Genomic DNA, 19,461 nt, shown 5'->3' with positions numbered 1-19,461 from the left:
CGGTCACCAGGGAGATCCAGCTCGCGCGATCGGGGTGTTGCGCGCACCATTGGTGGTACGTGCTCCAGCGCGCCCCTGGATCAGTTCCAGATCCTGTGCGCTGACCTCGATCGTGCTGCGCAGGACCTCAAGTGAGATGACCGTCGACGAGGGTTCGGCCGAAGGCGGACCGATGGGAGGGCCCCTTCCGGGCATGACTAATGGCACTGTTCGGCGACCGATGCCAGTGCTGTGATGGTGTGATGGCTGTGGGGAATATTGAAGACTTCCTGTTGTGGGTTGGAGCCGCCGGGTCCAGCGGATTCCTCGCCGTCGTGCTCATCGAAGGCTGGATGAGGCCTGGCTACTCGCCTGTCCGGCACCCTGTGAGCGCGCTGGCGCTGAGCCCTCGCGGATGGATCCAGGTGGTGAATTTCGCCGTCGCTGGTCTCGCGATCATCGCAGGGGGCATCGGGGTGCTTTTGCAGGGAACAGGATTGGTCCTCGCACTGAGCATCATGGTCTTCGGTAGTGGTCTGGTCTGCTCTGCGTTTCCGATGGACCCCAGCCGCGGCTATCCACCTGGTGCCCCGGAGGGCGACCCTACCCAGCAGAGCTGGCATCACCGGATTCACGATCATGCAGGCGCAGTGGTGTTCTTCTCGCTTCCGGTCGTCGCCGTGGTCGCGGTGTTCGTCCTCCCGGTGTGGTGGATGAAGCTCATTGCCGGGGCAATGACTGCATTCCTGAGCGTATCGATCTACTTCTGGGACCAGGCGTGGCAGAACGACTCACCCCGAACTGGGCTGGCCCAACGGGTTTTCATCTTTCCCGGATGGCTGTGGGTTGCCTCGGTGTTCTCGGTCCTCGCCATCGAATAGGAGCCAGACCCGCGTCGTCGTTATTTCTACGCGCTGTAGAATTCGCCTGCCCGGCCGCGATAAGCTGGAGCCCATGAGCTATGGTCGCAACCCCCAGCGCAGCCCGGAGGACGTCAACTCGTCTGGAAAGGACTGGTTCACCCTCTTCACCGTGTTCAAGCGGGCAGGAACCTCGTTGAAGCGTGCCGGCCTGACCGAGGGAACCAGGTTCTCCGGCGGCAACCGAGTCGCACGTGCGGTGACTGACTTCTTCACCGACGGGCAGGCCATCGCCAAAGAGTTCGATGAGACCGTCGCGTCTGTCTCCGGCGGCGGACTGGGCACCGACGATGACGCCGTGGAGCTTCGCGGGGTCTACGACGTCTCTGGTATGCGCGCAGAGGCAGACATCATGCTCTGGCTGACCGGGCACAAGGCGGAGAACCTCCAGGCCGCTCTGCGGAAGCTGCACCGTTCGGCCCTGTTGAACACCACCGAGATCGCCTTCTCCGCCATGGGTGTCCACCGCACCGCCGAGTTCGCCCGGGGCCACGTTCCGGCCTTCGCCCGCGGGGTGGAGGCCGAGGACTGGCTGGTGGTCTACCCCTTCAACCGCAGCTACGACTGGTACCTGTTGGATCCGGCCAAGCGGGGAGCGATGCTTCGTGAGCACGGCCAGCTGGGTCAGGAGTTCCCCTCTGTGCTGGCCAACACCACCTCGGCCTTCGCGCTCAACGACTGGGAGTGGCTGCTGGCCCTGGAGTCGGAGCAGCTGACCGACTTGGTGGACATGATGCGCAAGCTGCGCGAATCCGAGACCCGCTACCACGTCCGCGATGAGACCCCGTTCTACACCGGACGCCGGCTGCCCCGCACCGCCGATATCCTTGAGGTTCTCGCCTGATCCACTGATCCCGCCCACACAACCCTAGAGGAGCTGGCTGTGGAGACCTTCACGCTCGGCACGCGGGGAAGCAGACTCGCACTGACCCAGAGCACAACGACCGGCGACGCCCTGGCTGAGCTCTCCGGCCTCGACTATGAGCTGGTCACCATCAAATCCGAAGGTGATGTGCTCACCGGACCGCTGAGTCAGCTCGGCGGCACCGGGGTCTTCGCCACCGCGCTGCGCCAGGCATTGTTCGACTCGCGAATCGATGTGGCGGTGCACTCCTTGAAGGACCTGCCGGCCAAGGACGTGGCCGGACTCAGCATCGCAGCGGTGCCCCTGCGTGCCGATGTCCGCGATGCCCTGTGCTCTGCCGATGACCTGACCCTGGACGAGCTTCCCGAAGGGGCCAAGGTGGGCACCGGGTCTCCGCGGCGGGCCGCCCAGCTGAAGGTTGCCCGCCCGGATCTGGAGATTGTGGACATCCGCGGCAATGTCGGCACCCGGCTTGCCCGGGTGCGTGGACGTGAGGACGCTGCGGAGACCTCCAGCCAGGCGCCCGACGCCGCCCGCGGCGACTTGGACGCCGTGGTGCTGGCCGGTGCCGGGCTGGCCAGACTGGGGCTCGAAGACCATATTTCTGAACTGCTCGCCGCCGAAGTCATGCTCTCAGCTCCCGGTCAGGGGGCGCTGGCCGTGGAGGTCCGCAGCGAGGACGCCGGGCCACAGGCTGCTCTGGGGATAGGTCTGGCGCAGCTCGATGACTTGGAATCTCGGCTGGAGGCCACCGCAGAGCGTGCTTTGCTGGCCCGGCTGAACGCCGGCTGTTCTGCCCCGATCGGTGGTCTTGCCCGGTGTGAGGATGAGCCCGACGGCGGGGTGAGACTTCGCCTGGACACTGTGGTGTGCGCTCCCGACGGCTCACAGGTCCAGCGCGCCGGCGCTGAGCTCGCCATCGAGGCTGGTGCTGAGCGTGATGAGGGCATCGCCCGGGCTGCTGAGCTCGGCAGCCGTGTCGCGGAGACCCTGCTGGCCGAGGACGCCGGCTTGCTCAAGCACGTCATCGGCACTTGAACCCCAACACCTGTTGACATGTGGGATGCATGAAGTCATCATTTTTGCATGACCATGATCCAGTTGCGGAATGTCCCCGAAGAGACGCACCGAGCGCTGAAAGTGCGTGCTGCACAAGAAGGGCTCTCGCTGTCTGACTATGCCAGAAAAGAGCTGGAGAAACTGGTCGAACGCCCCACTGCACAGGAACTGTTGGAGCGCCTCGCCGCACTGCCGCCCGTGGAGCCAAGTGAATCGCCGGCTGAGGCGGTTCGGGCCGAACGTGAAGCACGGTGATCGTCGTCGACGCCTCCTTGGTGCTTGAGGTGTTGTTGAATACCACCAGAGCAGGAGCCGCGCGCGTGATCCTCAATGATCATGATGGCACCGTGTGCGCGCCTGAGCTGCTTGATGTTGAAGTGATGCAAGTGTTGCGGCGCTACGTTCGCTCCGGTGATATCTCCGCCGAACGGGCTGCGCAGGCCCGCGATACGTTGAAGGCGCTTCCGGTCGAGCGCGTGGAGCATCTCCCCTTCGTTGATCGCGTATGGGACCTGCGGGAGAACCTGACTGCCTACGATGCGATCTACGTGGCTCTTGCAGAAGCTCGCCACTGCGCGTTGGTCACCACGGACAGCAAGTTCCAGAGAACGCCGGGTCACACCGCCGACATCGTGACTGTGCGTGAGTACTCGTGAATAGATTGAGGGACTGGTGCTGCGATGAGTGATTTCCCCCACCGGGTGGTGCTCACCAGACACCCCCAGCAGGCTGGCGATCTTGAGGCCGGCCTACGTGGGGCGGGGTATGAGGTGGCGTTTATGCCGCTGACCCAGCAGGTGCTCCCTGAGGATCAGAGCGAATTGAGGCAGGCCATCAGTGACCTGCGGCGGGGAGAGTTCAGCTGGATGGTGGTGACCAGCGGCAACACTGTCCGCGCGCTGGTCTGGTGCGGGTGGAACGGTGCCGTTCCGGCGCATACCCGGGTGGGTGCGGTGGGACCCGGCACCGCTAGCGTGCTGGAGGAGCTCACCGGTATTAGGGACATCTGGATGCCGCATCAGCACAGCGCAGCAGGAATCCTCGCCGAACTGCCCCGACCCGCCCCGGGGGAGAATCCCCGTCTGCTGCTGCCCCAATCGGCGCAGGCCCGCACTGAGCTGGTCACCGGCCTGCGAGCACTCGGCTGGGATCCCACACAGGTCATCGCATACCGGACAACGGGTCTGGGCCCAGAAACCCCGGCACCGCCGTCCGCCAGATGCCATTTGCCGGGCCGCGCGGCTGCCGATACCGCCGGCGGCGCGGTGCTCACCCCCTCGGATCTGAAAGCCGACGACGCCGTCCTGGTCACCAGTTCTACCGCCGCCGAGCAGTGGTCCGCCCATCACGTGGTTCCGGAGGTGCGCCTGCTGGCGATTGGTCGCCCCACTGCTGAGACGCTGAAGCGACAGGGAACTCCGGCTGACCAGGTGCTCAGCGCTCCGACTGCCGCAGCTGTGCTGGCATGTCTCAATGTGCGGTGACCCCTCGTTTCTGACTGCCGACTGGATGAGAGGTGCGCAGAAGCAGGGACTGAATTGGCATCTGTTGATTCCGCCACGACGGCTTGGTAGACAGAGAACAGAACGAGTTACTGAATGAAGGAATTGGGTGCATTAGCAGATGGCTACGCAGATCCAGACGGATACAGCAGAGCAGGCTTCACTGAAGACGACCAGTCCCACTCCGCTGGGATCACCGCATTCTGGTGTGGCTGCGGTCCTGGTCACCCTGAGCTGGGCCGCACTGTTCTTCTTCGCGGGACTATCGTTCGCCGAGCATGGTTCAGTACCACTGGTGGGCCTCCTAGGCGTGGCCCTCGCTGCAGTGGCTTCTCAGGCCTACTTGGTGCGAGCGCATACACCGGGCTTCTGGGTCAGGAGTCAACAGATCCGGACCGCCCCGGCGCTGGCGGCAGGAGCCGCGTTCGGTGTGACCGTCGGACTGGTCACCAATGCGCTCTACCGAGGGATGGACGGCGACCTGGTGGTCTTCGGCATGGGGTGCTTGGCCATCGCGACCCTGGCTGTGGCCCCGGCCCAGATGATTCTCAGCGGTTCTGCGCGGACCAGCAACCAGCAGGAGGCCAGTGCCAGTCCCGGGTAGAGTTGAGGGCGTCCAATTCTCTCCAGGGGGCCCATTGACGTGACTTTTCCCGCACAACGCCCGCGCCGGCTGCGCCGCACCCCTGCACTGCGCAGGCTGGTCGCTGAGACCCGGTTGCACCCGGCCGATTTCATCCTTCCGGTCTTCGTCCGTGAGGGACTCAGCGATCCGGTGCCGATCAGCTCGATGCCCGGGGTTCTCCAGCACACTGAGGAGAGCCTGCTCGGCGCGGCCGAGGAGGCCACGGAGCTGGGACTGGGCGGAATCATGCTCTTCGGCATCCCTGCCGAACGGGACGCCCAGGGCTCAGCCGGGCTGGACCCTGAGGGCATCCTCAACCGCAGCATCCGCGCGGTGAAGAACCGTGTGGGGGAGGACCTGCCGGTGATGTCCGATCTCTGCCTGGACGAGTTCACCGACCACGGCCACTGCGGTGTGCTCGATTCCGCCGGGTGCGTGGACAATGACGCCACCCTGGAGATCTACGCGCAGATGGGTGTGGTCCAGGCAGATTCCGGAGCCGACGTCGTCGCGCCGTCGGGAATGATGGACGGCCAGGTGGCAGTGATCCGTGAGGGGCTCGACGCCGCCGGCCACCAGCAGGTGCCCATCCTGGCCTATGCGGCCAAGTACGCCTCGGCGTTCTACGGGCCCTTCCGCGAGGCGGTGGACTCCCAGCTGAGCGGTGACCGCAGGCAGTACCAGATGGACGCGCCGAACCGCACAGAGGCCATCAGGGAAGTGGAGCTTGATCTGGCCGAGGGCGCCGATATGGTGATGGTCAAGCCCGCCAGCGCGTACCTGGACATTCTTTCGGATGTGGCCGAGCTCAGCGATGTGCCGGTCTCGGCCTACCAGGTCTCCGGGGAGTACGCCATGATCGAGGCCGCCGCCGCCAATGGCTGGGTGGACCGCCAAGCCGTGGTGCTGGAGACGCTGACTGCGATCCGCAGGGCCGGAGCCACCAATGTGCTGACCTATTACGCCGCCGAAGCAGCCCGCTGGCTGCACTCGCGATAACAGTATGTCTCAGAACTAGCGAAACTCGGGCGTTTCCAGGGCTGGTTTCCACAGTTCTGAGACGCGCTGTCAGGAAACTGGAAAGGGATCCCATGACGACCAATCAGGCTTTGTTCGATACCGCCCAGCGGCTGATGCCCGGGGGGGTGAACTCCCCGGTGCGGGCCTTCGGCTCGGTCGGCGGCACACCGGTCTCTATGGTGGCAGGCCAAGGGCCCTACCTCACCGATGCGGAGGGTAAGCAGTATGTGGACTTGGTCGGATCCTGGGGGCCGGCACTGCTGGGCCACAGCAACCCGGCAGTGCTTGAGGCCGTCCGCGCCGCTGTGGACAAGGGCCTGGGCTTCGGCACCTCCCACCCCCTGGAGGCCAGGCTTGCCGAGCTGGTGCGCTCCAGGGTGCCCAGTGCGCAGATGATCCGCATGGTCTCCACCGGCACAGAGGCCACCATGACCGCGATCCGCCTTGCCCGAGGGGCAACGGGCAAGAACCTGATCGTGAAGTTCGCCGGCTGCTACCACGGCCACTCCGACGGACTGCTGGCCGCCGCCGGCTCCGGTGTGGCCACCCTGGGACTGCCCGGATCAGCCGGTGTCACCCAGGCGCAGGCCTCCGAGACCATCGTCATCGAGTACAACGACCGCCAGGCGCTAGAGCAGGTCTTCGCCGATCACGGCGGGAATATCGCCGCGGTGATCACCGAGGCGACTCCGGCCAATATGGGCGTGGTGCCCCCTGAGCCGGGGTTCAACCAGCTGATCCGCGATCTGACCGCCCAGCACGGTGCACTGATGATCTTCGACGAGGTGATGACCGGCTTCCGCATCACCGAGGCCGGATACTGGGGAATCTCCGGCCGCGCAGAGGGCTGGACACCGGATCTGTTCACCTTCGGCAAGGTCATAGGCGGCGGGATGCCCGCCGCAGCAGTCGCCGGCCGGGCCGAGATGATGGAGCACCTAGCACCCACCGGGCCGGTGTACCATGCCGGCACACTCTCCGGGAACCCGGTGGCCATGGCCGCAGGGGTGGCCACCTTGGAGAACGCCACCGCCGAGGTCTACGAGCACATCGATCTCAAGGCTCAGGTGGTCGCAGACGGCCTCAGCGCCACATTGAGCGATGCCGGGGTGGACCATACCCTGCAGAAGGTCGGCTCCCTGTTCTCGGTGGCCTTCGGCACCTCGCGGACCGGAGTGCGCGACTATTCACAGGCCCAGGCCCAAGAAGCGTTCCGCTACGGCCCGTTCTTCCACGCCATGCTGGAGCAGGGGGTCTATCTGCCGCCCAGTGTCTTCGAGGCGTGGTTCCTCTCCGCCGCTCACGACGACGCCGCCATCGACCAGATTCTCAGCGCCCTCCCCCGGGCGGCCAAGGCCGCCGCTCAGGCTGGCTGAGCGCATCCAGCCGGCTGTGCTTTTGCTCGCTGAGGCTCCCGAGATGACTGTTACACCCATAGCGGGACATCTTCTGTGAAGTATTGGATTGAGGGATGTCCACAGCGGCAATCACGCTGCGCGGTCTGTACTTGATCCATCACCGGCGCTCATCACCGATATCCAGAGTATCTTTCCAGACATGGCCGATCCGGGATTCCCGAACCCTCTACGGAGACTCACCACTACTCAATTCAAAGAGCTCATTGTCAGACCGGATTCGTGTGAGTGTGCTGCGGCCCAGGTCGCGCATCACCGGGTTGGTGTCGTTGTAATACCAGACCAGGCCCATGGACTGTTGAAAAGCCCAGGCTGCGCCGCGCTGCCATTGAAGATCAGAACAATCCAAACTGTGTCGAAGATGATCGCGCAGTGGACTGTCCAGCAGGTGCCAAGCTGAGACGAGGTCGAGTGCTGGATCAGCTGGACCGAAACTTCCACCGTCGAGAAGTCCCACCAGACGCCCGTCACTGATCAGGAGGTTACCGGGGATGATGTCTTTGTGCGCCATCACGTCAGGCTCCTGATGTGGCAGTTCCCGGAATCGCTCCCACAGTCGACGAAGGCCAGGAACATCGAGCAGTCCTTCGCTTCGACGGAAACACGTCTCCATCCACTCGTCATGAACTGAGAGTTCCCCACCGCGCTGAGTGCCTGAGAACACGCGCTCTTGTGTATGGGCCTGACGCAGCTCACTGATCAGCGTGACCAAGTCATCACAGAACCGTTGAGAGCCGGCCACGCTGGTGGGGGTCGCGATCTCTCCTGGGAGCCAGGTGTGAACGGGCCAGGGGAGCGGATACTCAGGTGCGGGTTCACCTGCTGCGACCGCTGTGGGCACAGGGACTGAGACCGCAGAAGCGAGCTCGTCGAGAGCGTCGGCCTCTCGCCGGAGGTCGTGTGCGACGTCTTTGGGGTCTGCGGCCTGGCGGCGAAACCGGGCCGCCAGGCTGTCTCCGATGCGTACGATCACGTTGACGGTTCCGGCAGAGTCCAGCCACTGCACAGGCTCGTGATCCCATTGCGGGAACTGCCTGCGGATCATCGTCTCGGTAACCTCAGGTGTGAGGTGGAGGTCGTTCTCATGCATATCATCAGACTATGCGGCGTCTCGGCCACTCACCGCTCCGTCCGATCGCACAACGGCCGAGGTCTCCTTGGCTGTCTCCTACGGGGCGTTAAACTCGACTGTGCATCTTGGGGTGTACTTTCCATTGGGCGCTGAGGCACGCGCCAAGACAATTGCGCCATCGGGTTCTGGCTGGGGTCGCCGAGCCCGGTGTGATGACGCATGGTGGATACGGCGGCTTATGGTCAGCATCAACCTGCACAAATTGACTTGCGACTCGTAGCTCTTGAGTATTCCGGGGCGAATGTGCCTTCGATGAAGGTCGATGCCACATTATTGGACATTATGCTGGTTTGTTGTGCGGGCTCTAGGATGCTCCCAGACCAACCGACTAGTATCCCAGTGTGACTAAGGACGAATCTCAGACACTGCAAGAGCAGATCGACCTGCGCCGCCGTGAGATTCAGACAGAGGGTTACCCAATGTCTGTCGGCGAGCTGACCAACTTGTACCGTGACGGCGAAATCGACATCCACCCTGAGTTTCAGAGATTCTTTCGCTGGACTGACCGGCAAAAGTCTAGGTTTATTGAGTCGTTACTGCTCGGAATCCCTATTCCTTCGATCTTCGTCTATCAGAGGCGAGACGGAGTTTGGGATGTGATTGATGGCTTGCAGCGGCTCAGTACGGTCTATGAGTTCCTCGGTCTGCTTCAAGGAGAAGAGGGTGAGAAGTTGCCTGCTAGTCGTCTAGTCGCAACGGAGTACCTCCCAGCGTTAGAAGGACGAAGCTGGGATGGCGACTCAACATCTGCCCTGACGCCCGAGCAACAGAGGATAATTAAGCGTGCATCCATCGACGTGAAGATCGTGCGACGAGAAAGTGACGAATCCACCAAGTTCGATCTCTTCCAAAGGCTGAACATTGGGGGTTCGCAGCTATCCGATCAAGAGGTGCGCAACTGTCTTCTTATCATGGCCAGCGCGGAGTACTACCGATGGGTTCTTGCTCTCCGCTCGAATTCGAGCTTCCAATCCACGATTGCACTTTCGGATCGAGCAGCCTCGGAACAGTATGACATGGAGCTTGCTTTGCGATTCATCCTCTTGAAAGACCTGAACGACGAGGGCGTCCGTGCAATTGGTGACCTCAGTGACTTCCTTAACCAAGAGTCTGTTCGACACGCTGAGGAATTCTCAGGACAAGATATTCAAGCGAACGAGAACTTTCAAGAGACGTTCGCCTTCATAGACGACGCGCTAGGAGACTCTGCATTCAGAAGATATGACCAGCCAAAGGACCGATTCATGGGTGGCTTCTCGGTGTCTTCGTTTGAAGTGGTCAGTGTCGGAGTTTACAGCCACCTCTCTGCTTGGAGGGCCCTTGAACCGGCGACTCGATCCCAGAGGTTGACTGAGCTTGTTAGCCAGATTTGGAGCGATGAGGAGTTTCGCAGCAACTCAGGAAGTGGAATGCGTGCGAATACACGCCTTTCAAAGACTATTCCCTACGCTCGGACGCATTTCCAGCCGTGAAACTGCGGACGCTGAACCATTTTGAGGATGCCGTAGACGGGGAGACTGCTTGGCGGCGTCGTGAGTTAACCACTCTGTTGTTCAGCGTTCGCGATGCGCGCCATACTAAGCAACAGGTATCACTCCGTAGTGGCCTCTCAATGCTCTACGCCCACTGGGAGGGGTGGATCAAGGTAGTCGCCGAGCTATTTGTCGAGTACGTCAACCAACAGGGGCTGAAACACTCGGAATTGGCGGCCCCATTTCTCGGCATCGCACTAAAGAAAAAGATATCTGAGACAGAGAAAGCCAACTCGGCTTCTGTTCATACGAATTTGGCTGATTTTATGATTTCGGGCGGATTTGAGGCAAAGGCAAAGCTGAACTCGAATGTGATCCGCACAGAATCAAATCTGAGCAGCAAGGTCCTGCTTGACATTACGACGCGGATTGGCATCTCTTTCACCCCATACGAACTTCTTTCGACTTTGATCGACGAACGCCTAGTTGGGGCTCGCAACTCGATAGCACATGGCGAGTACCTTGATCTGGATAAAGAGAAGTATGAGGAATTACACCAGAAGGTACTCCAAATGCTGAATACTTTCACAACAGATGTGCGTGAAAGCGCTAGGACACAGCGCTACCGAGTGACGTCGACGACCCTAACCAGACGTTGAATGATGTTCTACTCCGAGACCATTGGGTGAACGCTTCACGTCGTCGGGAGTGCTCTAAATCGTGTTCGTCACGTCCGTCGTTGAGGGGCATGAGCGGAGGAACCCTTACGAGTTGAGAAACTGCGGTCTTTACCCAACGAATGGATGTCACGGGAACGGGTGCGTGGTCCACTTGGTGCAAGTCGCTGTCTAGATAAGGCCGAGCTATGACTCGGCAGACCTTGGTATGCGCGAAGGCTCCATAATCAGCGGGCTGTCGATAACTACGAGAGAAGAGTTACGAGGCTCTTTGCCAACGACAGCTTGGTAGGCTAAGAGTACCCATTTAACCAGGGTGCCAGCAGGGCAACCTGAAGCGCCCCAGGTTCTCTGCCGCTTTCATATGAGGTGGGGCTCCGCTTCCAAGGCGGCGTAGTGGAGCTGTTCGTACTCTATCGGGGTCAGATGACCGATGCTGCTGTGGAGGCGTTGGTGGTTCCACCAATCGACCCACCCGGCAGTAGCGAATTCCACATCGGAAAGCTTCCGGAAGGGGCCTTCGTGGAAGACCTCGGGGCGGATGGCTTCGGTCTTGAACAACCCAATGATGGACTCCATGAGGCTGTTGTCGTAGGCATCGCCGACGATCCCGATCGAGGGCTGGATCCCTTCTTGCTGAAGGTGCGCGGTGAAGCGAATGCTCGTGAGCCCGATGCTCGCGTCGCAACACCTTCCTCGCCGTAGCTATCGGCGAGCGCTGCGACTCCTGCTTTGGCAGTCGGCGATGACGAGCCTCTGCCGCGACGGATGTGTCATTCCCCCGAGAGTGCTCCAAGAGCGACAAAGCTCGTCCTTGTGAGTAGTGGCGTACTTTCCATTCCTCGACGAGGCTCACGAGAGCACTAGTACACATGCAGTCTGCTGTTGCTTGTCTTGAATCGCTACATGTAGTCGATGCTGACCACGCGTACTTGGATGCCGCGACTCTCCAATTCGTCAGACACCCGAACCAGTGACACCTTGCTGAAGCTGAAGAGATCTTGTGCTGATACCGATCCACCTACCTCTTTAGGCCGTATCGCGTACACCACTTTCTGTGGTCTGGTCCCGATGAGGTCGGGATCGCCGTTGCGCTGTTTCACCCGTTCCCGCAGCATTTTGCGAGCTTCTTCGTCATGTTGAATAGCATGCGCAGAGTTGCCACCCTGTGAGAAAAGATGACTGAGGGGTGCTGAAGAAGTCGCTGACTTCACATGGACGTACACATCTTTCTCAGTGATGAGGTCACTGGGCTCGAAACCCCGTTTGTTCTGGGTCGTTTGCACCAGCTTCCGATCCATCAGAACGGCACCTAGTGCCTTCGCAGCCTTCCTGTTATAGGCTTCTTCGTTGTCTGGGGCGTGCCATGCGGGCATGGTTATGCCGGACGATTTTGCAAAGATGTCCTTGACGCGGTCATCTAGTTGCTTTGCGTAGTTCAGATCCATCGCGAACCACTGCCCGTTGTACAGGAAGTAGCGCCGCGCCGCCTCTTCCTTCTCAAATGCCACCCACTTGCGCAGCGGAATGTCCGTGCTTACAGGGTTCTCGCCTTCGGCATCAGCGAACAACTGAATCTTGATGACGTCTAGCGATTCGATGTCACGACCCTTCATCAACTCCAGAATCAGCTCTGCGGTCGGTAAGTCGGGGCGCGCCTTGGGACTCCCGCCGCGTTTGACTCGGAACGCCTCCGGCGGCTGGTTCTCATTCAGGTGCTCATGCGGCCAAGTTACGGCGACTTTGGAGACTCCTGGAGCCTTATGTAGCTCCGCTAAAAGGTGCTCCTCCAACTTTGCGTGTAGAGAAGTCTTCTTCTTGACAGGCACCAATTGCTCCAGCACCTCCAGCTCTGGAGGAGGCTTCTGAGAAAGCAGTGCATTGAGCACCTTCAGATCAGCAAGTAGCGTCTCTGGGGTGAGCCCAAGAGGCACTGAGACGGCGTCTGCTCCTCTCACGCGGAAGGCTTTGTTGACAGTGAGACCCTTGATTTCGGCTTTCCCCACGACCCGAGTGATCAATTCGCCGAAGCCACCGATTCCGAACCCAGACAACCCTGCGCCGGCAGGAATGGACGACCGATCGACCTTGGCCCGCTCGTCGAGGACGGTCCGAGTCAGCGAACTCAGAAGGTCGGGGTCGGCGGATCTGAGTGCAAGTCTCTGGCCAAATGCGGCGTCCACCAGGCTCTGATCCAGAAGCAGCCAGCCCATTCCCCAGCACAGCGCCCACGTTGGAGCAGCTTTCTCATCGCTAAGTCTGAGCAGGAGCACACCGGCGGCTGTTGTATTCGCTGGCTCTACTTTCACGCCGGTCAGCTGATGGACACGGCTCGCCCACTTGACAGGTCCGTCGGCACCGATCGTTCCGTGGATCAAGATAGCGTCTCGGTCTCCGACTTTGCATGATCCAGTGTTTATTGCTTTGTCAGAGCGGTATTTCTTCTTGACCGCATCCTCTAGGTTCGTGGTGTGCCGCAATCGGTACAGCGTCGTAGCCTGCGCGGTTGCTCTTGGCCGTGCCATGCGATCCCTCCCATATGCATTCGCCACCTCATTGCGCGGAACGACTCCATTCTCCCAGCAGATACTGCGATTGCGATCTTCAGCAAGTCATCCGCGGAGTGACGCCAGGCCAGGGTTCAGTAATCCCCGATGTTTGGTACGCGCAGTTGACGCCTTCCCTTTGCGATGAGGGTCCGCAATTGCTCAACAGAGGGCGGTGTCAACGGCGGGATCGTGTTCGTGTTCATGCTTCAATCTGACCGTGCCTGATCGATCAGGATCCGCCTGTTGATCAGCCCGGTTCTGAGCCTACTGGCGGCTAGAATGGGAGCACCCAATCGGGGTGTACTTTCCATTGGGCGCTGAGGCACGCGAGATGACAGTTGCACCCCGCCTGAGCAATTCTCCGTGTGTCCGCGAATCGATCAAAGTAATCGTGGCTGTTTGGGGTTCTGACTCCGCTCTTTGAGGCCCCGGTCGGCGAAGACTGAGCAGGCTGACTTGACGAGAGTCTGCTTGCGCGGAAGGCCTCACCTCTTGACAGGGAGACAGCCCCGCGTGCTGTCTCTTGGCACGGTGGTCTCTGATCAGTTGATGGGGGAGGTCAGCGTGTGAACTGCGGTGTGGATTCGCTCTCGGGTCGTCGGGTCCTCGACGGTGCCGGTATCGCTGATGAGGGAGCGGCCGACGGGGATGTTGAGGCAGGCGTCTTCGATGATGGCGGCTCCGGTGTAGGCCAGCACCGTTCTCAAGGATTCATAGGTTGCGGCCGCTCGTTGAGGGGCGGTGGAGGGGTTGATCCAGCCGACCGGTTTGCCGGACATGACGGTGTCGCCGATGGTCCACTCCAAAAGGTTCTTCAGGGCGCCTGGCATGGCCCCGGCGTACTCCGGTGTGCAGAACAGCAGTGCCTCGGATGTGCGGATTGCTGCGCGAAGGTCTGCGACGGAAGATGGTGGTCCGGATTGTTCGAGGTCGGGGTTGAAATGAGGCAGGTGAGTGAGCCCCGCGTAAATCGAGGCCGTCCAGTGTGAAGCAAGCGTCGCAGTCGCGGTCTTGAGCACGGCGGTGTTGATCGAGCCTTCTCGCGTGCTCCCACTGATGAGAAACAACGATTTGACGGGTTCCGCTGCCATGGCGTCCATTGTCGCATCGGATCGTAGACGCATTGACCTGCTGTTCTGCCTTGGTTCCCGCTCCGGGTATAGCGATCGTGTTCATGATCGTCTCGTACTCGATGAGGGTCAACTGGCCCAGGTTGACTCGCCACCGGTGGCGTTGGGAGGGGTGCCTCAACACTGTTCAGGTTCGCTAGCCGCAGATTGGGCCGCAGCTGTCCCCGCCAGGTTGAAGACGAGAGACCCCCCTGAACTGTTGGGTTGGTAGGGTCGATGCACACATCAACCGGGGTGTACTTTCCATTGGACGACGAGGCACGCGAGATCACAACTACACCCCCTCGACTTGGGCATAGCCCCATGATCCCGTTCGACACCCAAGACCAGGATGTCACCCATCTGGTCAGTAGGCCCCGTCGCTGGATGGCTTGTCGGTAGCATGGCAGGGGTGAGCGTGGTCACCGGATCTATGCCGTCGGCGGGCGGGTCATGGCGTGTGGAGCGGCGGTTGCGCTTTAGCCGGGAACGGCGGGTGATCGAGGGTGCGCCTCAGTTCGGTTTCCACACGGGCGGGCACGTGCTCATCGTTGAGTTCGCTGCTGGGTGGATCGGATCGATTGAAGACGGTGAGGTCGTGTGGACCGTCGGGGCGTGGGACCCCGGGCTCGCCGTGACTCACGTTCAGGCTCCCTTCGATGAGTCAAGGTTCGTCGCTGCCGTCACGCCCCGCACGCTGCTGGTGAGCGATGCCCACGTGGTGCACCGGATCGAATTGCCATCGCTTCGCGTGACGGCGTTGGTCGACACGACCGAGTTCGGGGTGAAGGAGCTGGGCAACTGTGTACCCGCACCGGACGGGCACCTGTGGGCCAATGACATCCTCGGCCACCAGATCGTGGAGCTGACCAGTGAGGGACAGTTGATCCGGCGGATCGGAGACGGCATCGCAGGATTCCAGCGCGGCACTGTCGGGTGCGCGGAGGCCCGGTTCGGGTGGATCTACGATCTGCGCTGCGGTCCGGATGGCCGACTCTACGTGCTGGACAGCACCAATTATGCGGTGCGCGTGGTCGACCCGGCGCTCGGGACCGTGACGACGATCTGCGGCGATGGCATTCCGGGTGGTCGCGGTGACGGCGGCCCGGCGTCGCTTGCACGCCTGGGCGGAGATCCCGCCGCCGACTTCGACGGGCCGTGGTCGCTCGTCGTGGACTCTGACGGTGATGTGTACATCGGTGATACCCACAATCACGCGGTGCGGCGGATTGACGCTGCGACCGGCCTGATCACCACCATAGCCAGTGCGACCAGCGCCTCACCGCCGATCGAGGGCGTGACCGATGGCTCGACGACGGAGGGTGATGCCAGCCGGAGTCGGGAGCCTCATGCGCCGTTCACCAAGATCTGTGGACTAGATCTGAACCCTGCGACGGGCCGACTGCTCGTCCCGGACTGGATCGATGACGAAAGCGACGAACTGCTCGTGCTGGTCCGCGCCGCGACGTAGTGCCCACCTGATCTGGCCCCGCCGATCGGTTCGGATCGATCAGCGTGGCTCCGAGGGGAGGATCTGGGCGAGCGAGAGGGCGGTGACGATGTCCTCGGTGATCATCTCGCGTTTGGACGCCTCGATCCGCCAGGCCGGCCCCGCCTGCAGGTAGGAGGGAAGCAGGCGGATGCCACCTAGGGAGTACGCGCCGTCGCGGATGCGATAGGTCGACCCCGCAGGAATGGCGCGCTTGCCCGTGCGCAGCCTGGCGATGTGGTTGATCGCGGCGATGGCGACGTCGCCCATGAGCAGGTAGACGGTGGCGGCAGGGAACTGGGCGAGTTCACCAGCAAGGGTCATGGCCTGGGTGCGGATCGTCGCCGCGCTGATCGACGCGCGGAGCTTGGGGTGCCGCACGGCGACCGTGAGGTGGATGCCGCGAGCCGCAAGATCGCCCACCGAGGTGACCGACAGCCCGGCGGCGGCGAACGCTTCGAGTGTGGTGGCGTCAAACTCCGAGCGCTCGGATGCCCCGTAATCGTCGCGGGCATCGCGGGCGGCACACTCGGAGATCAGGACCAATCGGACCGCGGCCGGGTCATCGGGGACGGGAGGCATCCAGACCCGGCCTACATCGATATCCACGTTCGCAGCCACTCGCCCTTCCACCACAGTTCCGACTCTATCGGCAGGTCGGACACATCAGAGTGCACCGGTTAGCCGAATCCCTCGGTTCGAGCCACGCTCCCTGGGTGCGCGCCAGTCCCGGCGCGTGTCATCGACTCGATCCTGGCGCAGACTAATCGGTGGAGTCTGTGGCTCCGTGACACTGCATCGAGTCGTGCCTCCCGGATCCCCTCAGCTGGCTGAGCCCCAGCGTCGTAGACTGAGACTCTCACCACAACGGGGTGTACTTTCCATTGGGTGCTGAGGCTCCCGAGATAACAACTACACCCGGCGATGTCATTGACTCATGGCCGCAATGAGGCCGTCGGTTGATGAGTTGGCGATCTCGGCTGTGCCCCGTGTGAGAGCGGAGTTTCGTGTTATCGCCTCCGCCTCACGAAGATGCTTATAGGGACTTGCCGGTGAATGTTTCTTCACCCGCCCCATGTCAAACCGGGTCTCCGGCCCAGTCTCGTTCTGATGGGTGGTGGTTGAGAGTCTCGACATCACTGCGATGAGTGCAGCTCGGATTATGGTGGTCTGGATGGGTTCCACGGTTTCTCCTGCATCCCTGGCGCGTATCCCGGTTCTCGCATGGCTGATGTCACTGGCTTTTGTGCTCAACCGGGTCATGGCCAACCTATGAAGGCCTGCTTGAGTTGGGCCCAGCACTGGTCACCGTGACCCGAGGCGCCTCCGGGACTAGGGCCTTGGCCCGGTCAGGGTTCGTTGAGCAGAAAGCGTTCCCGATGGAGGGCGCTGACACTGTGGGCGCCGGGGATTTATTCTTGGCCACTACGCTGTCCAACCTGCGTGAGAGGAGTCTGCTGGGTTCGGACGCCCCGGGGACCCTTCGGGACATGTCGGAGCGCGACGTGGCCGAGGTCCTGTACACCGCGGCCCAGGCCGCGGCCAGCACCTCCTCGCGTTTCGGTGCTCAGCCGTCCACAGCTGAGGAACTGTCCGCCGCCCTGGCTCAGCCCGCCGCACTGCGATCCTGACTTCGCCGATTCAGCGTCAGGTGCAGGCTCAGGACTGCGTAGTAGAGCAGGTAGCCGCCGGACAAGGCGATCAGCCACAGGCTCGGTGAGGGGTACTGCACAAGAATCAGTGCGTATAGGCCCAACCACAGCGTGGTGAGCGTCATGGTCGGCCACCACGCGGTCTCGGTTCGGGAGGGGTAGACGTACTTGACCGGAACGAAGACGAGCACTGTCAGGACAAGCAGCGTGGTGGTGGTCGCCGCAGTGCTGGCGCCGAGCACAATGAGGTAAAACGCCGCAATGTTCCAGTAGCTTGGGAACCCGACGAAGAAGTGGTCGTCGGTCTTCGCGTCGCTGCGGCAGAACTGATAGCAGGACGCGAGCAGAGGCACGGATGCCACGACGCCGCCGAGCCAACCGCCCGGCAAATAGCCTGCGCTCCACAGGAGCACCATCGGCGCAAAGGCATAGGTGATGTAGTCGATGATGTTGTCCAGCAGCGCACCGTCAAATCCCGGCACCACCTCCTTGACCCGGAAGCGGCGCGCCAAGAAACCGTCAGAACCGTCGATGATCATTGCAGCGAGGAAGAGCCACAGCACAATCTGAACTTCACCGGCATAGGACATGTGCACCATCAGCAGCGCAAGGACCACACCCAGTGCTGTATAGGCATGGACCGACATCGCCGCCAGGCGATGCCACGAGCCGGATTGAGGTACAGGCATGGCCTCACCCTAGTCTGCTCCACGTGCTGGCGGCCACATCACGAGGCGAAGGGGCAAAGGGGGTTCAGGCTTTGTGGTGGCCCATGGGGCATTCCCCACTCAGCGGGCTGAGGAAGACCCAGCCTCTCCATGCGTCAGCGCGGTGCGACGTTGTCCCGCGACACAGGGGGCTCTGCCGAATCACAAGAATCCGCAGGCCGAGCCGCCTGACCACGCGATCGGGCGCTCCCGGGAAGGGTTGAGGACCACGCTGCACCTGGTCTGCGACGGGTGTGGCAGGCCGCTGGGCATGATGGTCACCGGCGGGAATGTGAACGACACCACGATGATGACCGCTGTGCTGGAGGACATCGGCGTCCCGCGTGTTGGGAAGGGGTTACCAAAGACGCGCCCAGACCGGGTGCTCGCCGATAAGGGATATCCGTCGAAGACGAACCGGGCACGGCTGCAGGGCCGAGGGATCGCTGCGACGATCCCCGAGCGTGACGACCAGATCGCGCACCGCCAGCATGAAGCCTGGCCGACCCGTTGACTTCGAAGACCAGCAATAGGAACGCTACAAGGGCCGCAATGTGGTCGAGCGTTGCTTCAACCGACTCAAGCACTGGCGCGGGATCGCGATGCGATCAGACAAGACCACCACCAGCTACCACGCTGGCCTCTGCCTCGCCGCCGCCCTACACTTGCTATCCAGCGGGTATAGCAACACGTCCTAGTGGGGTTTGACGGACAAGTAGGATAAATCGTTGCAAGCCGGGGTGTACTTTCCATTGGGCGCTTGAGGCACGCGCTGAGACAATTGCGCCATCGGGTTCTGGCTGGGGTCGCCGACCCTACCTGCCAGACTGGTGTGAGACACCCGGGCTGAGCGTTTATGAGACTGGGACACCAACGATGGAAGGACCCAGCAGATGACACTTGGTGCTCTTGAGACCACCTCCGATCTCGTCGAAGCCTTGGAGGATCATGACACCGACACCGGGCCTCGGGGTTCGCGTCCGACCCGGCGCCGGTTCACCATTGAGTTCAATCGCCGGATCGTTGCTTAGTACCAGGCCACTCCGAAGGGTCAGAAGGGACTGCTGTTACGTGCTGAGGGGCTGTATGAGTCCACGGTGCAACGCTGGTGCCAGGAGCTGGGAGCCGGAACACTAGGGAGCATGAGTGCTCGTAGATCCCGTTGGCCATCGAAGTCCCCAGAGCAGCAGCGTATTGCTGAGTTAGAGAAACACGTCGCCAAGCTCGAAGGGGACTGTCTGATTAACGGTGGAAATGGTTTGGCATGATCTGAAAGGGAATCATGTCTG

At 61.7% G+C, this 19,461-nt stretch carries 21 protein-coding genes; 15 read left to right on the top strand and 6 right to left on the bottom strand.

Translation table 11 applies throughout. The annotated features are described in order from the left end of the window. Positions 1 to 248 precede the first annotated feature (248 nt). The 9 genes from DVO78_RS04305 (at position 249) to hemL (ending at position 7,346) form a co-directional block, all read left to right on the top strand. Positions 249 to 860, top strand: a complete 612-nt coding sequence (locus tag DVO78_RS04305; protein WP_202912083.1) for a DUF998 domain-containing protein — start codon at positions 249 to 251, stop codon at positions 858 to 860. A 73-nt stretch (positions 861 to 933) separates the two neighbouring features. Further along, a complete protein-coding gene (gene hemQ / locus DVO78_RS04300) occupies positions 934 to 1,743 on the top strand; it encodes a hydrogen peroxide-dependent heme synthase (RefSeq protein ID WP_120003586.1) in 810 nt (269 codons plus the stop codon). A gap of 33 nt (positions 1,744 to 1,776) precedes the next feature. Continuing rightward, on the top strand, positions 1,777 to 2,802 hold the full coding sequence (gene hemC, locus DVO78_RS04295) for a hydroxymethylbilane synthase (protein WP_120003585.1): 1,026 nt from the start codon (positions 1,777 to 1,779) through the stop codon (positions 2,800 to 2,802). Positions 2,803 to 2,850: 48 nt separating this feature from the next. Beyond that, positions 2,851 to 3,078, top strand: coding sequence for a FitA-like ribbon-helix-helix domain-containing protein (locus DVO78_RS04290; protein ID WP_120003584.1), 228 nt, complete (start codon positions 2,851 to 2,853; stop codon positions 3,076 to 3,078). After that, positions 3,075 to 3,479: a type II toxin-antitoxin system VapC family toxin gene (locus DVO78_RS04285; protein ID WP_120003583.1), complete on the top strand. Its 405-nt coding sequence runs from the start codon at positions 3,075 to 3,077 to the stop codon at positions 3,477 to 3,479. The genes DVO78_RS04290 and DVO78_RS04285 overlap by 4 nt, the downstream gene beginning before the upstream one ends. A gap of 24 nt (positions 3,480 to 3,503) precedes the next feature. Then, positions 3,504 to 4,307 (top strand): uroporphyrinogen-III synthase, encoded by an 804-nt coding sequence (locus DVO78_RS04280; protein WP_120003582.1) that lies wholly within the window; start codon positions 3,504 to 3,506, stop codon positions 4,305 to 4,307. 139 nt (positions 4,308 to 4,446) lie between these two features. Next, positions 4,447 to 4,929, top strand: a complete 483-nt coding sequence (locus tag DVO78_RS04275; RefSeq protein WP_120003581.1) for a hypothetical protein — start codon at positions 4,447 to 4,449, stop codon at positions 4,927 to 4,929. A 39-nt stretch (positions 4,930 to 4,968) separates the two neighbouring features. Next, the gene (gene hemB, locus DVO78_RS04270) at positions 4,969 to 5,949 is read left to right on the top strand and encodes a porphobilinogen synthase (RefSeq protein ID WP_120003580.1); all 981 of its coding nucleotides are present in this window, start codon (positions 4,969 to 4,971) and stop codon (positions 5,947 to 5,949) included. A 92-nt stretch (positions 5,950 to 6,041) separates the two neighbouring features. Further along, on the top strand, positions 6,042 to 7,346 hold the full coding sequence (gene hemL / locus DVO78_RS04265) for a glutamate-1-semialdehyde 2,1-aminomutase (RefSeq protein WP_120003579.1): 1,305 nt from the start codon (positions 6,042 to 6,044) through the stop codon (positions 7,344 to 7,346). A gap of 208 nt (positions 7,347 to 7,554) precedes the next feature. Here the strand turns inward: hemL and DVO78_RS04260 are convergent, their stop codons facing one another. Beyond that, positions 7,555 to 8,475 carry an aminoglycoside phosphotransferase family protein gene (locus DVO78_RS04260; protein WP_120003578.1) on the bottom strand — a complete coding sequence of 307 codons (921 nt, stop codon included), beginning with the start codon at positions 8,473 to 8,475 and terminating at the stop codon, positions 7,555 to 7,557. Positions 8,476 to 8,858: 383 nt separating this feature from the next. Here DVO78_RS04260 and DVO78_RS04255 point away from each other — a divergent pair, with 383 nt between their 5' ends. Together DVO78_RS04255 and DVO78_RS04250 are read left to right on the top strand one after the other, a co-directional pair. After that, on the top strand, positions 8,859 to 9,989 hold the full coding sequence (locus DVO78_RS04255) for a DUF262 domain-containing protein (protein WP_202912082.1): 1,131 nt from the start codon (positions 8,859 to 8,861) through the stop codon (positions 9,987 to 9,989). Further along, positions 9,986 to 10,648 (top strand): MAE_28990/MAE_18760 family HEPN-like nuclease, encoded by a 663-nt coding sequence (locus tag DVO78_RS04250; protein WP_157983869.1) that lies wholly within the window; start codon positions 9,986 to 9,988, stop codon positions 10,646 to 10,648. The genes DVO78_RS04255 and DVO78_RS04250 overlap by 4 nt, the downstream gene beginning before the upstream one ends. Before the next feature lie 378 nt (positions 10,649 to 11,026). On the opposite strand, the gene DVO78_RS18345 is transcribed toward DVO78_RS04250, so the two are convergent. The 3 genes from DVO78_RS18345 to DVO78_RS04235 all read right to left on the bottom strand — a co-directional run bounded on the left by DVO78_RS18345 (position 11,027) and on the right by DVO78_RS04235 (position 14,306). Further along, positions 11,027 to 11,245: an integrase core domain-containing protein gene (locus tag DVO78_RS18345; protein ID WP_420799050.1), complete on the bottom strand. Its 219-nt coding sequence runs from the start codon at positions 11,243 to 11,245 to the stop codon at positions 11,027 to 11,029. A 323-nt stretch (positions 11,246 to 11,568) separates the two neighbouring features. Continuing rightward, positions 11,569 to 13,191 (bottom strand): DUF6119 family protein, encoded by a 1,623-nt coding sequence (locus tag DVO78_RS04240; protein ID WP_120003575.1) that lies wholly within the window; start codon positions 13,189 to 13,191, stop codon positions 11,569 to 11,571. A gap of 566 nt (positions 13,192 to 13,757) precedes the next feature. Continuing rightward, complete coding sequence (locus DVO78_RS04235; RefSeq protein ID WP_120003694.1) at positions 13,758 to 14,306, bottom strand: NADPH-dependent FMN reductase; 549 nt, start codon at positions 14,304 to 14,306, stop codon at positions 13,758 to 13,760. A 421-nt stretch (positions 14,307 to 14,727) separates the two neighbouring features. Between DVO78_RS04235 and DVO78_RS04230 the strand changes: the two genes are divergently transcribed. Next, the gene (locus DVO78_RS04230) at positions 14,728 to 15,795 is read left to right on the top strand and encodes an NHL repeat-containing protein (RefSeq protein WP_157983868.1); all 1,068 of its coding nucleotides are present in this window, start codon (positions 14,728 to 14,730) and stop codon (positions 15,793 to 15,795) included. A gap of 39 nt (positions 15,796 to 15,834) precedes the next feature. Here the strand turns inward: DVO78_RS04230 and DVO78_RS04225 are convergent, their stop codons facing one another. Beyond that, positions 15,835 to 16,434: a uracil-DNA glycosylase gene (locus DVO78_RS04225; protein WP_120003573.1), complete on the bottom strand. Its 600-nt coding sequence runs from the start codon at positions 16,432 to 16,434 to the stop codon at positions 15,835 to 15,837. A 668-nt stretch (positions 16,435 to 17,102) separates the two neighbouring features. Between DVO78_RS04225 and DVO78_RS04215 the strand changes: the two genes are divergently transcribed. Further along, on the top strand, positions 17,103 to 17,444 hold the full coding sequence (locus DVO78_RS04215; protein ID WP_238385137.1) for a PfkB family carbohydrate kinase: 342 nt from the start codon (positions 17,103 to 17,105) through the stop codon (positions 17,442 to 17,444). Here the strand turns inward: DVO78_RS04215 and DVO78_RS04210 are convergent. Continuing rightward, entirely contained in the window at positions 17,420 to 18,154 is a 735-nt protein-coding gene (locus DVO78_RS04210; RefSeq protein WP_120003570.1) for a CDP-alcohol phosphatidyltransferase family protein, read from the bottom strand. The genes DVO78_RS04215 and DVO78_RS04210 overlap by 25 nt on opposite strands. A gap of 73 nt (positions 18,155 to 18,227) precedes the next feature. Here DVO78_RS04210 and DVO78_RS04205 point away from each other — a divergent pair, with 73 nt between their 5' ends. Then, a complete protein-coding gene (locus tag DVO78_RS04205; protein WP_338016561.1) occupies positions 18,228 to 18,686 on the top strand; it encodes a transposase in 459 nt (152 codons plus the stop codon). A 379-nt stretch (positions 18,687 to 19,065) separates the two neighbouring features. Then, entirely contained in the window at positions 19,066 to 19,203 is a 138-nt protein-coding gene (locus tag DVO78_RS17465; protein ID WP_157983866.1) for a hypothetical protein, read from the top strand. Positions 19,204 to 19,461: the final 258 nt, after the last annotated feature.

This window comes from Nesterenkonia muleiensis (assembly GCF_003600155.1).
Taxonomy (GTDB): Bacteria; Actinomycetota; Actinomycetes; order Actinomycetales; family Micrococcaceae; genus Nesterenkonia; species Nesterenkonia muleiensis.
Note: the sequence above shows the minus strand (reverse complement) of the source record. Positions and strands in the feature narration are given on the sequence as shown.